Origin of the sequence: Pandoraea pnomenusa, from assembly GCF_000767615.3 — a bacterium.
GTDB classification, from domain to species: domain Bacteria; phylum Pseudomonadota; class Gammaproteobacteria; order Burkholderiales; family Burkholderiaceae; genus Pandoraea; species Pandoraea pnomenusa.
This window is the reverse complement of sequence record NZ_CP009553.3, coordinates 3,824,090-3,837,744: the sequence shown is the minus strand read 5'-3', so window position 1 is coordinate 3,837,744 and position 13,655 is coordinate 3,824,090. Positions and strand designations below refer to the sequence as shown.

General features: G+C 66.2%; 11 protein-coding genes. 4 read left to right on the top strand and 7 right to left on the bottom strand.

The genetic code is table 11. The annotated features are described in order from the left end of the window. Positions 1–49: 49 nt before the first annotated feature. The 4 genes from LV28_RS41180 to LV28_RS41165 all read right to left on the bottom strand — a co-directional run bounded on the left by LV28_RS41180 (position 50) and on the right by LV28_RS41165 (position 4,786). Complete coding sequence (locus LV28_RS41180) at positions 50–1,018, bottom strand: membrane dipeptidase (protein ID WP_038620413.1); 969 nt, start codon at positions 1,016–1,018, stop codon at positions 50–52. 119 nt (positions 1,019–1,137) lie between these two features. Further along, complete coding sequence (locus LV28_RS41175) at positions 1,138–1,971, bottom strand: hypothetical protein (RefSeq protein WP_038620416.1); 834 nt, start codon at positions 1,969–1,971, stop codon at positions 1,138–1,140. After that, a complete protein-coding gene (locus LV28_RS41170; protein WP_038620421.1) occupies positions 1,968–3,695 on the bottom strand; it encodes a hypothetical protein in 1,728 nt (575 codons plus the stop codon). Before LV28_RS41170 ends, LV28_RS41175 begins: the two co-directional genes overlap by 4 nt. A 356-nt stretch (positions 3,696–4,051) precedes the next feature. Further along, entirely contained in the window at positions 4,052–4,786 is a 735-nt protein-coding gene (locus LV28_RS41165) for a helix-turn-helix domain-containing protein (protein WP_196759348.1), read from the bottom strand. A 266-nt stretch (positions 4,787–5,052) separates the two neighbouring features. Between LV28_RS41165 and gabT the strand changes: the two genes are divergently transcribed. Both gabT and LV28_RS41155 read left to right on the top strand, forming a co-directional pair. Further along, a complete protein-coding gene (gene gabT / locus LV28_RS41160; protein WP_038620423.1) occupies positions 5,053–6,345 on the top strand; it encodes a 4-aminobutyrate--2-oxoglutarate transaminase in 1,293 nt (430 codons plus the stop codon). Between the two features lie 10 nt (positions 6,346–6,355). Beyond that, positions 6,356–7,786 carry an aldehyde dehydrogenase family protein gene (locus LV28_RS41155; RefSeq protein WP_038620425.1) on the top strand — a complete coding sequence of 477 codons (1,431 nt, stop codon included), beginning with the start codon at positions 6,356–6,358 and terminating at the stop codon, positions 7,784–7,786. A gap of 74 nt (positions 7,787–7,860) precedes the next feature. Here the strand turns inward: LV28_RS41155 and LV28_RS41150 are convergent, their stop codons facing one another. The 3 genes from LV28_RS41150 to hpnC all read right to left on the bottom strand — a co-directional run bounded on the left by LV28_RS41150 (position 7,861) and on the right by hpnC (position 11,109). Beyond that, positions 7,861–9,036: an NAD(P)H-dependent flavin oxidoreductase gene (locus LV28_RS41150; protein ID WP_025249514.1), complete on the bottom strand. Its 1,176-nt coding sequence runs from the start codon at positions 9,034–9,036 to the stop codon at positions 7,861–7,863. Positions 9,037–9,150: 114 nt separating this feature from the next. Further along, positions 9,151–10,113, bottom strand: a complete 963-nt coding sequence (locus LV28_RS41145; protein WP_306629538.1) for a DMT family transporter — start codon at positions 10,111–10,113, stop codon at positions 9,151–9,153. A 132-nt stretch (positions 10,114–10,245) separates the two neighbouring features. Continuing rightward, on the bottom strand, positions 10,246–11,109 hold the full coding sequence (gene hpnC, locus LV28_RS41140; protein WP_023597017.1) for a squalene synthase HpnC: 864 nt from the start codon (positions 11,107–11,109) through the stop codon (positions 10,246–10,248). Between the two features lie 234 nt (positions 11,110–11,343). Between hpnC and hpnD the strand changes: the two genes are divergently transcribed. Then, on the top strand, positions 11,344–12,192 hold the full coding sequence (gene hpnD / locus LV28_RS41135) for a presqualene diphosphate synthase HpnD (RefSeq protein WP_024788929.1): 849 nt from the start codon (positions 11,344–11,346) through the stop codon (positions 12,190–12,192). Then, entirely contained in the window at positions 12,192–13,445 is a 1,254-nt protein-coding gene (gene hpnE, locus LV28_RS41130; protein WP_038620429.1) for a hydroxysqualene dehydroxylase HpnE, read from the top strand. Before hpnD ends, hpnE begins: the two co-directional genes overlap by 1 nt. Positions 13,446–13,655 lie beyond the last annotated feature (210 nt).

The window sequence follows — 13,655 nt, the reverse complement described above, 5'->3', positions numbered from 1 at the left end:
TCCTCGCATCTTCATTCGTCAATTCATTGTCTCGCCGCATTCGCCGGCGTCAGCCGCCGAATACCTCGCGATACACGCGCAGCCAATTGCCGTGCGTGATCTTGTCCACTTCGGCCTCGGAGAAGCCGACTTCGCGCAGGCCACCATGCACGTCGCCGAGCTGGTGCACTTCCTGGAACCACTCCGGGCGCGCGGCCTTGCCCGGACGCGCCGCCGATCCCGCGCCGTAGTCGACGCCTCGCGTCCAGTGACCCATGCGCATCCAGTCGAGGTCGACCTGAGTCGTGTTGTGGCTGCGATCGGTGCCGATGGCTACGTGATCGATGCCGGCGATATCCACGGTTCGCGCTACCAGCTCGCACCAGTTACGCACCGTCAGGCAGAAATAGTCCCCCGCGATATTGCGATACGCCGCGCAGCCGATCACGCCGCCGTTCTCGCGAAGCGCGTGCAGAACGTCGTCGGTCTTGTTGCGCTTGTGCGGGAAGACGGAATCCGGATTGGCGTGGGTGATCGCGACCGGTTTCTCCGAATACCGAATCGCTTCGAGCGACGTCTTGTTGCCCACGTGCGAGACGTCGATCAGCACGCCAACACGATTCATTTCGCGAATGACTTCCTTGCCGAATCGCGCCAGGCCGGAGTCGTGCGCTTCGTAGCAGCTACCGCCCAGGCTGTTCTGATTGTTGTATGTGAGCTGCATCACGCGCACCCCCATGTCGGCGAACAGTTCGACATAGCCGATGCGGCCTTCGAGGTGGTCCGTGTTCTGGAAGCCCATGAGCACGGCGACCTTGCCCTGGGCGATGAGCGCCTCGATTTCGGCTGCCGTCGTGGCGATACCGAAAACGTCGGCGTTGGCCATCGCCATGTTGCGCCACTTGACGATGGCGTCCATCGAGGCCACCGTACCTTCCCAGAATCCGAGCGTGTTAGTCACGCATCCGATATTGCCCTTCTTGAGGCTTTCGAACACCTCGCGGTCGAAGTGACCGCATTGCAGACCGTCGATAATCATTGCCATGGCTCCAGAGGAACGCGCCGTCGGCCCGTTGCCCCGGGCGCGATGTTTGATTCGAATGTCGGTTGATGTCGCTTCTCGTGGTTCGGGTCTCGTCACCCACCCGAACCGCGTGCTCAGGCGGGCGTCTTGCCCGTCGCGGCGGTTTTCGTGTCGATGCGGGTGAGCAGCGAGAAGTCGGTGTCGTCGTCAGTGGGACGGCCGATGACCGTGCCGGTCTCGTCGACGATGTTCGCGCCCGCATGGCGGCGCGAGACCACGTTGTCCGGCGCCAGCGCGCCCAACGCAAGGTGGTACATCGACCACCAGAGCGTGGCATCGACCGGCATACCATGGTGGATGATGCTGCGCAGGGCGTCGTCCGCCGCGTCTTTTGGCGGGAGTCGGCGTGCCTGCAACGTGAGCGTGGCGCGCGCGTCGTGCGGCGCGACGTGTACGCGCACCATCGCGCCATGTCGCTGGGCGAGCCACTCGATTGCCTGCAACTCTTGTGCATCGGTCACGTTTACCGCTTCGAGCGATGTCGCCTCGCGCTCGGCGTGTTCCGCGAGCAGCAGGTCAAGCAGCATCTGCGCAACCACCCACGCGTGCTGAGCGCCGCAGTCGACCCGCACCGGGTCCGCCAGTGTCGCCGGCGCGACCTGCAGCGCGTCCGGTCTCGCCTGGCGAAGACTGTCGTAGCGGTCCATGAAAAGCCGGAATCCGCCCGGTTCGTGCACCGCGCCCGTTGCATCGGCCGATGCGGTGGTTGACGTGGTGGTTGACGTGGTGGTTGGCGCGGCCGCTGATCGGGCGGCGCGACAGGCCTCCGACACGAGAACGCATTCGCGCACCGCATGATTGAAGCCGTAAGGCATGCCGGTCTCCAACAGCGCGCGATCGAGGGTGAGGCGGGCTTCGCGCAGGCTGACTTGCAGCGTGCCTGTCATGGTGGTGCAGGTCGAACTCATTGCTTGGGCTCCAGAGGGCAGAACCAGTCGTGATCGGTGCCCGCGCGAATTGCGTCGGGCGTGGGCGCACCCAGGAACAACACGCCGCGCAGATTGCGACCGAGATAGTCGCGTGGGCGATCCACGCCGTGAATCGCGACGTTGAGCAGGCGCACGATGTGAATCGGGATGAAGTCCTCGCCCATGATGTTCATTTGCGGCGAGTGATACGGCAGCCCGCGCAGCGACTGGATGCGGGCCACAATGGCGCGCAGGTGCGGATGGCGAAGCAGCACGTGCGCCATGCGGGTCCGTGGGGGCACCCCGGCCAGCACCTGTTCGAGTTGCTGCACGTAGCGCGGCAGGTCCAGGCCGAGCTGATGCGCGTCGCCCACTTCCTCGCGGGGGCCGCGCCGCGGTTCCTCGGCCGTCGCCGACTTGTACCAGACGTAGCGGCGCGAGGCCTCGGTCGTCAGGTCCATCGCCAGCGCCCATGCATACTCGGCGTGAAGGATGTCACGCAGATACCCTGCGGTCATTTCCGGTTGCACCGGCATCTCTTCCTCGACATCGAGCACGTCGGCTACCAGTCGGTCCGCCAGTTCCGGCACGAGTTCGATGTACAGCGCCAGAAGTGTCTCGTGCGCTTCGATATGGATTTCGCCTTCGAGCACATCGGCGAGCACGTTCAGGGGGTACGTCGTGCGCCGGCCGCGCACGAGGCCGGTGCGATACAGCGTGTCGACGTCCTCACGTGCCTTGGCCAGTTCGCTGGCGACCAGGGCGCTCGGCGCGAAATGCTCGTACTCCATGCGGTCTTCGCGCCGGAACGCGATCGCGCGGTCGAGCAGATTGCGCAGATGCAGCACGACCGGGCTGCCGGCGTCGACCTTGAGCGACTTGGCGGCGACGACGGCCTGCTCGCGTGCGGTGAGCCAGCGGTTGATCAGATGCGGATGATTGTGCAGGAAGAAGATAAGTCCCAGCGCGGATCCGTTGCCAATGCCCAGAAACTGCTGATATTCGGGCGAGAGTTCCACGGCCTGGGACGAGCGCGCCCGGGCGAGGCGGTTCACGAGGTCCACCGCGAACACTCGCATCATGTAGGCCGACGCCATTTGCGCGGCCAGCGTCTTGCGAAGCGGATGGCGGCGCTCCAGCGCTTTGTACGAGCGTGTCCCGAACGTGCCGTTGCCGTCGATGCCCGTGTTGCGCATCAGATAGCAGACCTGGGCCACCGTCGCGATGTCCGGTTGCTGGCCGCGGGCCAGAGCCTCGACCGCATGGGCGAACACGCGCGAGCTGCGATTGGCGCGCGCCCACGTGAGGGTGTTCGGCGTGGCGCGTCCCTCGTACAGCTTGGGCAGTTCGACGCGGGTTTGCGCGATCTGCGCGTCGGTGGCCGGGCCGTCGAGCAGTCCGCCCATCATGTCCCACGCGCGCCCGATGATGCGACCGGTCCGTCCCGCTTCCTGATACTCGAACGAACTCAACACGAAATCGAGCGGCACGCCGTTCGCATCGATGCGGTAGTGCGCAGTGCCGCGTGACTGCGCGTCGATGTCGAAGGCCAGTCGCTGGATATCCCACCGCTCGTCGACCGCCTGACGCATGAAGCTGCGCGTCATCGACAGACGACTCGGCTGCAACGCGGCCAGACGCTCCGGACGCATCAGGACATCGGGATGACGCGCACTCGGAGGCGCATCGCGATGATCGGCAATTTCAGAAGGCACGGCGGCCATGACGGACGTCTCCAGAATCGGCCCCGGGGGCCGGTAAGGGCTGCATCCATCCGCCAGGTTCGTCGAATGGATGTATTCTATATGAATACGCATGATTCACATGAAATCATCGTAACGGAAAAGTTTCATTCAGGGAAAGTGATTTTTGTGGGCGACCGTGAGTCGCTGCCCCGAAAACCGCGTGGCACGGGGCGTTGCGCACGATCGCGCAGGCGCGTCCGGCGGGCGCGAATTCGGGTGCCGGAAAAAAAAGCCCGGCGCAGGGCCGGGCTGTCGGAGAGGCGGTAGGGAGCGAGTGGGCGAGTGGGTGAGTGGACGAGGGGCGGGCAGCTCAGATCGCGGCCCGCGGGCAACGGTCAATACGAGGGCGGAGTGACGACCCACACGATTTCGGCAGGTGCGTTACCCGGGTTGCGATATCGATGCGGGGTGTGACTCCCGAACGTGAAACTGTCGCCCTCTTCGAGCAAGAAGTGCTGATCGCCGACCCACAGTTCGAGCGTGCCTTTGATGACGACGCCGCCTTCCTCCCCCCGGTGCTGGTAGGCGTCGCCGCTGTCCGACCCTGGCGCCATCACCGACCAAAGCAGTTCGAGCTGACCGCTCAGGTTGGGAGACAGCAGGTAGTCGGCGATGCCGGAGTCGAACGTCAGCTGGCGGCGCCGTTCGCGCCGCACGACCACGCCGCCGTCGGAAGGCTCGGCGCTCTCGCCGTGGGGAAAGAACCAACTGACCTGCACGCCGAGCGCTGCCGCCACGTCGTGCAGCGCGCCGACGGTGGGTTTGCTCTTGCCGCGCTCGAGTTGACTCAGGAACCCGATCGATTTGCCGCAAAGCGCGGACAGGCCCTGCAACGACAAGCCACGTGCCTTGCGCAGGCTCTTGATCTCGGGGCCGATCCAGTCGAGCGGTGCCGCATCGTCGGCATCGCCGGACGCGAGCGCGCTGTCGCGCATCGTTGACTGGTCGATGACCGCTCGCGTGTGCGCGACCGGCACCCGCTTGGCCCGCGAGCCCGTCTGCCCGGCGGCTTCCCCGGATCCTCCGGTCTTGCCGCGCGATGTATTCCCCGATTTCCTGTGTACTGGCATCCCGATCCCCAACATGTTGCGCAAACGACTCGCTCGCGCGCGTCGCGTCCCGAATTCTAGCCGACGCGCCGGTGTTGCCGGCGCATGGGCGTCGGAAGCGCTTTACCAGGACAGGCCGACATCATCATGCGGAAAATTTTGTTCTGATTTTCACATTAATGAAAATTAATTGCAAAATTTTCACGACAAATCTACACTGGCCCCGCCATCATCGGCATACGAACCGCCGGCGCCGACCGGCATGCATTCTTGACGAGATACTCCTCATGTTGAATTCAGCCCGCAGCAACGCATCGCTTCAGGCGCGCAAGGACGCCGCCTGCGCCAAAGGCATTGGCGTCATGACGCAGCACTTCACGGCCCGTGCCTGGAACGCCGAGATCTGGGACGTGCAAGGCAATCGCTTCATCGATTTCGCGGGCGGCATTGCCGTGTTGGCGACCGGTCATCGACACCCTCGCATCGTGGCCGCCGTGCAGGCGCAGCTCGAGCAGTTTCACCACACCTGCTTTCATGTCACGCCGTACGAGGGGTACGTGGCGCTGTGCGAGCGGCTCAACGACATTACCCCGGGCAAGTTCGCCAAGAAAACGGCGTTGTTCACGACTGGGGCCGAAGCGGTGGAGAACGCCATCAAGGTAGCGCGTGCCGCCACGGGGCGCAGCGCGATCATCGCTTTCTCGGGCGCCTTCCACGGTCGCACGATGATGGGCATGGCGCTCACGGGCAAGGTCGCGCCCTACAAGCAGGGTTTCGGGCCGATGCCGGCAGAGGTGTTTCACGCCCCGTACCCGGTGGCCCTGCACGGGGTGAGCGTGGATGACAGCATCGCCGCAATCGAATCCCTGTTCAAGACCGATGTCGATCCGCGCCGCGTCGCCGCCATCTTCATCGAACTGGTGCAGGGCGAAGGCGGCTTCTATGTGGCGCCCCCGGCTTTCGTGACGAGCCTGCGCGCGTTGTGCGACAAGCACGGCATTCTGCTGGTGGTGGACGAAGTGCAGACGGGCTTCGCGCGCACGGGCAAGCCGTTCGCGCTGTCGCATCACGATGTCGATGCCGATCTCGTCACGATGGCCAAAAGCCTTGCCGGCGGCTTTCCGCTCTCGGCCCTGACCGGGCGTGCCGAGTTGATGGACGCCGCGGGCCCGGGCGGCATCGGCGGCACCTATGCGGGAAACCCGCTCGCTTGCGCCGCTGCGCTCGCTGCGATCGATGTGATCGAGGAAGAAGGGTTGGCCGAGCGTGCGTCGGTGCTGGGCGATCAGTTGACCTGTGTACTTGCGGGGTTGCGCGCTGAGGTGCCGGGCATCGTCGACGTGCGCGGACTCGGCGCCATGATCGCCGTGGAGTTCGGCGATGCAGGCACTGGCGCGCCGGACGCCGACATGACGCGTCGCGTGCAGGCCGAGGCGCTCAGGCGCGGTTTGCTGTTGCTCATCTGCGGGGTTCACGCCAACGTCATCCGCTTCCTCTTCCCGCTCACGATCGAGGATGAGGTGTTCGCAGAAGGGCTGGCGGTACTCGTCGAATCGATTCGCTCGGCACGTGCGGCCTGAGGTGGCGGGAATGCAACCGAACTACATCAACGGCACATGGGTGCCGGGGGCGGCGGCGACCGCGAACATCAATCCATCCGATACGAACGACGTCGTCGGCGAGTACGCTCGCGGCGATGCGTCGAGCGCGCGCGACGCCATTGCCGCAGCGCGCGAGGCGGGACCGGTATGGGCGCAAGCCACGCCACAGGCGCGCGCCGACGCGCTGGACGCGATCGGCAGCGAACTGCTCGCGCGCAAGCAGGTGCTCGGCGAACTGCTGGCGCGCGAGGAAGGCAAGTCGCTGCCCGAGGCCGTTGGCGAGGCCGCGCGTGCGGGGCAGATCTTCAAGTTTTTCGCCGGGGAGGCATTGCGTGCGGGGGGCGAACACGTCCCGTCGCTGCGCTCCGGGATCACCGTCGATGTCACGCGTGAGCCGCTCGGGGTCGTCGGCATCATCACACCGTGGAACTTCCCGCTCGGCATACCGGCGTGGAAGATCGCACCCGCGCTCGCGCATGGCAACACGGTCGTGTTCAAGCCCGCCGACCTCGTGCCGGCGTCGGCATGGGCACTGACCGAGATCATCAGCCGTGCGGGGCTGCCCGCCGGCGCGTTCAATCTCGTGATGGGACGTGGGCGCGACGTCGGTCAGGCATTGCTCGAATCGCACGACGTGAACGGCATCAGCTTCACCGGTTCGGTGGCGACCGGCAAGAGTGTGCTGATGAGCGCCGCGTCGCGTCTTGCCAAGGTGCAGATGGAGATGGGCGGCAAGAATCCGCTGATCGTGCTCGAAGACGCCGATCTTGACGTTGCGGTCGAATGTGCGGTGCAGGGCGCCTACTATTCGACCGGGCAGCGGTGTACCGCGTCAAGCCGCCTGATCGTCGACAAGCGTATTCATCGGCGCTTCGTCGAAGCGTTGACGGCGCGGCTGGCGACGTTGCGTGTAGGCGACGCGCGCGATCCGTCGACCCATATCGGGCCAGTCGTGAGCGACGCGCAATTGCGCACGGATCTCGAGTACATCGCCATCGGTCAGGAGGAAGGGGCAACGCTGGCGTTTGGCGGCGAGCAGCTGACGCGCGCCACCCCGGGTCACTACCTTTCGCCCGCGCTCTTCGTGGATGCCCACAACGACATGCGCATCGCGCGCGAGGAGATTTTCGGTCCGGTCGCCTGCGTGATCCCGGCCGATGGCTACGAGCACGCGCTCGCGCTCGCGAACGATACAGAGTTCGGCCTGTCAGCCGGCATCTGCACCACGTCGCTGAAGTATGCGAATCACTTCAAGCGGCACGCGCAGGCAGGCATGACGATGACCAATGTCTCGACGGCCGGCGGCGATTATCACGTGCCGTTCGGTGGACGCAAGGCGTCGAGCTACGGGGCGCGCGAGCAAGGCCGCTACGCAGTCGAGTTCTACACGACCGTGAAGACGTCGTACGTGGCCGCATAGGCCGCATAGGCTGGATGGGCCGCGTTGGCCCGACTTTGCGACGTTGGGACAACAAGGCCCGGGCGCCGGGCGTGTTACCGGGAGGCGGCCGGCGCGATGTCGTTCGGCCCGTCCGGCCGCTCGCCGGTGAGCAGATAGCGCATGAGCTCGGCCACGGGGCGAATGCGTTCACCGAACGGCAGGGGGTCGCGGCCGCGGAAAAACAGGCCGCGCGCCACGTCGCCGCGCACGGCCTGCGCCAGCTTCAGATCGATGCAGAACTGCCCGATGCGCGCCACGCCATCACGAAGGCCGCATGCCTGAAGGCAATCGAATCCCTCGAGGCACTGGCGCACTTTCGCCTTGGCCTGCAACGCGGTTTCGCGCGATAGATATTTTTTGAGCCATGGCGTGAGCACGGCGCGCGCAGGGAGTCCGGCCACGCTGATGAATTCTGCAATGTCCTGCGGCTGCGCGCTCGCGAGCACCGCCTTGAATGCCGGATGCGCGTCCGACTCCTCGGTCACGGCGAATGCCGTGCCCAACTGCACCCCGGCCGCGCCTTGGGCGAGCCAGTGCCGAACCTGTTCATGACGGTGGATGCCGCCGGCAACGATCAGCGGCACGCGATGCCACTCGATGCCGAGCGTGGCGTAGATCTCGCGGCACTCGCCGAGCACGCGCTCGAACGAGAACCGGGCGTCGCCGAGATCCTCGATGCGCGACGCTCCGAGGTGGCCGCCCGCATGTGCGGGATGCTCGATCACGATGGCGTCGGGCAGGCGTCCTTTCTTCATCCATTTGCGCAGCACGAGGCTCACGCCGCGCGAATCGGACAGAATCGGGATGAGCGCGACGTGGGGGTGCGACGCCGTGAGTTCGGGCAGGTCGAGCGGCAGGCCCGCGCCCATGACGATGGCGTCGGCACCGCTCTCGCACGCTTGCCGCACGAGCGCGGCGTGCGCGCTCACCGCTTTCATGACATTGACCGCCACGAGTCCGTGGCCGTCGGCAATGGCCTTGGCCGCACGGATTTCCCGATCGAGCGCGATCAGGTTGACGGCTTCTATCGCCGCTTTATCGCGTATGCCTTCGACGCGGGCGAGCAGGTCCGGATGATGATGGCGCAGATCGATGCTCGCGATCGTGCCCATGGCGTTATGCCGCGCCACCGTGCCCGCCAGCCGGTGCGCCGAGATACCGATTCCCATGCCGCCTTGCACCACCGGCACCAGCCGGCGGCCGGCCAGCGTCAACCATTGCTCGTTCATGTCAGTTCCGTTCGTCGAGGATTGCGCGCGCGGTGCGAGGGTCCGCACCCGCGAGATGGCAGTCTGTCATCGGCGCGGCGAACGAATGTTGCGATGGGTCAAGCGTGACGCGGCTCAGGGCGCGCGGTCGGTGCGGCATGGCGTCGCAGCGGTTGGCTGCCCGCCCGGGACGGTGCCGAGCGCAATGCCGCCAACGATCAGTGCGAGGGCGAGCCAGACATCCCATCCCAGCGGTTCGCGCAGGATGAGCGCGGATGCGAGCGTGCCCACGACCGGCACGCCGAGCAAGCCAAGCGAGGTGACGCCGGCCGGCAGGCGCCGTGTGACCACGCCTGCGAGCCAATAGGCAATGCCGCCGCCCACGACACCGCCGTACGCCATCAACCCCGTAAAGGCCGCCCATCCGCTCACGTGCGGCGCACCGTCGGCAATGCAGGCGATCGCCGTCATTACGACAGTCGCAAGCAGTAACTGCCAGGGACTGAGCTCGAACGGGCCATTGACCCAACGATGGGCACGCATGTGGACAATGGCCACGGCCCACACGAAGGCCGCCACCAGCACCAGGCCGTTGCCGAGGATCGCCAGGTGATCGTGCCAGTCGAAGGAGAGCGGATTGAACATCGCGCCCAATCCGATCAGGCCGCAACCGAGTCCCGACAGTCGCCGCGGCGTGAGCACCTCGCCGAGCCAGAGGCGCGCCGCGGGCATGACCCAGAGCGGGGTGGTGTAGGCAAGCACGGCGGAGCGCCCAGCGCTGACGTATTGGAGGCTGAGCGCGACGAGCAGGGAGAACACCGCCATGTGCAACAACCCCACGCTCAGGATCACCGGCAGATCACCCCGTCGCGGCAGCACGAGACGCCGCGTGAGCGCGCAAATCACGAAGAGGGTGGTCATGCCGACGGCTGAGCGCAACGCCGCGCTCCACCACGGTGACACATGGGCCAGCAAGGCCTTGCTGACCGGCCAGTTCACGCCCCAGGCCACGATCACGATGGCGAAGAGCGCGCCGGCATGCGAGCGCAACGGGGCGCGCTTCGATGCAAGGCGTTGCAGGCTGGCAGGCAGATTCACGCGCGGACTCCCTCGGGTGGCGGCCAGGGCGTTCGGGCGGAACGCGCCTTGCCATCACGGTAAGGGAATCGTGGTTCGCCGAGAAGCGCCAAAGGCGACGCAATCGGTGGTGCCACGCCGGTGGGTGGGTCGTTACGCCGCGCGATCCCGGGGCGGCCTGCCGCGCATCTTCATGCACAGGCCGCGCAGGAACACTCGCAAGCCGTCGGCCTTGCCTAATTGCGGACGGTGACGGAAGACGTCGTAATCGGCCGCCTCGATCATGTCGAGGATGCGCAGGCCGCCATGCACCACGCAGCACAACTCGAGGCCGAAGCGGCCCGGCACGCGGTTGGCGAGCGGGGCGCCGCGCAACATCATGCGACGCGCGAAATCGACCTCGTAGCGCATGAGTGCGCGCCAACGGTCGTCGAAGGTCCGCGCCCCGATGTCGGCATCGCTCACGCCAAAGCGGGCCATGTCCTCCTGCGGCAGGTAGACACGCGCCTTGCGCCAGTCGACTTCCACGTCCTGCCAGAAATTGATGAGTTGCAGCGCGGAGCAGATGTCGTCGGAACAGGCGATGTTCTCGGGCGTGTCGAGCTTGAACAGCGCGAGCATGATGCGCCCGACCGGATCGGCCGAGCGCCGCGTGTAGTCGCGCAGGTCGGAGAACGTGGCGTAGCGTTTGGTCTCGATGTCCTGGTCGAACGCGCTGAGCAGGTCCGAGAAGGGCTGGACGCTGAGCCGGTGTTGCGCGATCACGCGCGCGAGCGCCGCGAACAGCGGCTTGTCGGGCGACGTGGGCAGACCTGCGGCGATCTTGTCGAGTTCTGCCTGATAGGCGGCGAGGCCGGCGTGACGCTCGGCATTGGTGGCGTCGCCTTCGTCGGCGATGTCGTCGGCCGTGCGGGCGAAGTTGTAGATCACGCCCACCGGCGCGCGCATTTCGGGCGGCAACAGGAGGCTGGCGACCGGGAAGTTCTCGTAGTGCTCGATCTTGGCGTCGGAAGTCATCGACTGGGGGCGGCAAAAGGGGCATTGCCGTTCGCCGGCCGGGCGGTGCGCCCGGTGCGGGAAGGGCTGCGATAGCAGAAACCGGGACAATCCGGAACCCCCGAGATTCTATGCTATCGTTCCGAATTCTGGCGGGAAAGTCACGCCAATCCCCGGTATACTTCCTTCCTTGCAAGAATCCCCCAGAGTTTTTTTCGTGGTGTCACCCTGTTCCCCTGCACGACGAGGAGCCTCGTGAGCGTCGCCGAACCGATCGAAATTTCGCCTGAGCAGAGCAACGCCCGCGTGGCCTCCGGCAGCAGCTTTTACGCCGCCATGCGCATCCTGCCGCCCGCGCAGCGCGAAGGCATGTTCGAGATCTACGCGTTTTGCCGCGCCGTGGACGACATTGCCGACGATGGCGACGATTCCCCGGCGAGCCGCATGGCGCGCCTGGCAAGCTGGCGACGCGATCTGGCCGATCTTTACGACGGACGCCCGACGCCGTCGCTCGCCAACCTTGCCCGTGTGGTCAAGCAGTTCGGCCTGAAGCACGACGACTTTCTCGCGGTCATCGACGGCATGGAAATGGACGCGTGCGGACCGATCGTCGCGCCTGATCTGCCCACGCTCGATCTGTATTGCGATCGCGTGGCAAGTGCCGTGGGCCGGCTGTCCGTCAAGGTCTTCGGCATGCCCGAGCAGGACGGTATCGAGTTGTCGCACCACCTCGGCCGGGCGCTCCAGTTGACGAACATTCTGCGCGACATCGACGAAGATGCCGGCATCGGTCGCGTCTATCTGCCGCGCGAAACGCTGGCGGACGCCGGGGTCGTCGACCCGACGCCGGCGTCGGTGGTCGCCGCCAACCTCGATCGCGCCTGTGCGCCGCTGGTGGCCGAGGCCCATGCGCATTACGCCAAGGCGCGCGCGATCATGGCGCGTCACCCGCGCCGCGTGGTCGTCGCGCCCGCCGTCATGGCCAAGGCATACGGCGCCATCCTCGATAAATTGATTGCGCGCGGCTTCGCCGTGCCCCGCGAGCGCGTGCGTGTACCGCGCTGGCGTCTGATCCTGATGCTGCTGCGGCAGATGATCCTCTGATGGTGGGCACGGTTCACGTCATCGGCGCCGGCCTTGCGGGCCTGGCTGCCGCGGTCAGGCTTGCCGCCCGCGGCGAGTCGGTCGTGCTGCACGAAGCGGCGCCACAGGCGGGCGGGCGTTGCCGTTCGTATTTCGACCGTCAACTGAACGCCGTGATCGACAACGGCAATCACCTGGTGCTCTCCGGCAACGGCACGATGCGTGAGTTCACGCGCACGATCGGCTCGGCGCACACGCTGACCGGCCCGGATCGCGCGGAGTTCGCCTTCGTGGATCTCGACAGCGATGAGCGCTGGACAGTGCGACTCTCGGAAGGACGCCTGCCATGGTGGATTTTCGACAAGCAAGCGCGCGTGCCCGGCACGAAATGGTCGGACTATCTGTCGCTGGCGCCGTTGCTCCGCGCCGGACCCGACGCGACGATGACCGACGCCATGCGTTGCCCGCCAGCGCTGTACAAGCGACTGATTCACCCGCTGTTTCTTGCTGTACTCAATGCCGACCCCGCCGAGGGTTCGGCGCAGATGGCGGCCGCTGTCATTCGCGAGACGCTTGCCGCGGGCGGCAAGGCGTGCCATCCGCTCATTGCCAGTGAAGGACTCGACGTGTCGTTCGTCACCCCGGCGCTCGCGTTCCTCGAGGCGAACGGCGCCCGCGTGATGATGCAGCACCGGGTGCGCGCGCTGGGTTTTGCCGAGGACGACAGCCGCGTCGACGCGATCGATTTCGGCGATGGGCCGCAAGCGCTCGCCGTGGACGATGCCGTCGTGCTGGCCGTCCCGCCGAATGTCGCGGCCTCGCTGGTGCCGGGTCTGACGACGCCCGACGAATATCGCGCCATCGTCAATGCGCACTATCAGATTGCGCCGCCGCCGGGATGCCCGCCGATGATCGGCGTGGTGAACGGCGTGAGCGACTGGATCTTCGCTTTCGACGGTCGTCTGTCGGTCACGATCAGCGGGGCGGACCATCTGCTCGACGAATCGCGCGAGTCGCTCGCGCTTCGTATCTGGGAAGAGGTGGCGCGTGCCTGCAAGGTGCAGTCGACCCCGATGCCGGTGTGGCAACTGGTGCGCGAGAAGCGCGCCACGTTCGCGGCAACGCCGGCGCAGGACAAGCGCCGGCCCGGCGCGCGCACGCGCTGGCGCAATCTCGCGCTGGCCGGAGACTGGACGGCCACCGGGCTGCCCGCCACCATCGAAGGGGCGCTGCGCAGCGGCAACCGCGCCGCCGATCTGCTCCGGCCTGCGTGAGCCAGGGATCAACGCGGCGCAAATGAAGCGCAAATGCAGCACGAGCGAAGCGCAAACGTCGGTAACGTTTCTCGCCCGAGCCGGTCGCAGAGCCGGCTGCCAACGCAAGTGTGAATGTTTAACCGGTGCGCCCGGCGCGCCGTCGATACGCCTTTGAACAGGCAAGAACGCCATGGATACGATACGCGATGCTTCCGAGAAGGAAGCGCG

Coding starts and splice junctions, on each gene's coding strand:
- LV28_RS41180 (WP_038620413.1), bottom strand. CDS start 1,018: ATGATTATCGACGGTCTGCAATGCGGTCACTTCGACCGCGAGGTGTTC.
- LV28_RS41175 (WP_038620416.1), bottom strand. CDS start 1,971: ATGAGTTCGACCTGCACCACCATGACAGGCACGCTGCAAGTCAGCCTG.
- LV28_RS41170 (WP_038620421.1), bottom strand. CDS start 3,695: ATGGCCGCCGTGCCTTCTGAAATTGCCGATCATCGCGATGCGCCTCCG.
- LV28_RS41165 (WP_196759348.1), bottom strand. CDS start 4,786: ATGCCAGTACACAGGAAATCGGGGAATACATCGCGCGGCAAGACCGGA.
- gabT (WP_038620423.1), top strand. CDS start 5,053: ATGTTGAATTCAGCCCGCAGCAACGCATCGCTTCAGGCGCGCAAGGAC.
- LV28_RS41155 (WP_038620425.1), top strand. CDS start 6,356: ATGCAACCGAACTACATCAACGGCACATGGGTGCCGGGGGCGGCGGCG.
- LV28_RS41150 (WP_025249514.1), bottom strand. CDS start 9,036: ATGAACGAGCAATGGTTGACGCTGGCCGGCCGCCGGCTGGTGCCGGTG.
- hpnC (WP_023597017.1), bottom strand. CDS start 11,109: ATGACTTCCGACGCCAAGATCGAGCACTACGAGAACTTCCCGGTCGCC.
- hpnE (WP_038620429.1), top strand. CDS start 12,192: ATGGTGGGCACGGTTCACGTCATCGGCGCCGGCCTTGCGGGCCTGGCT.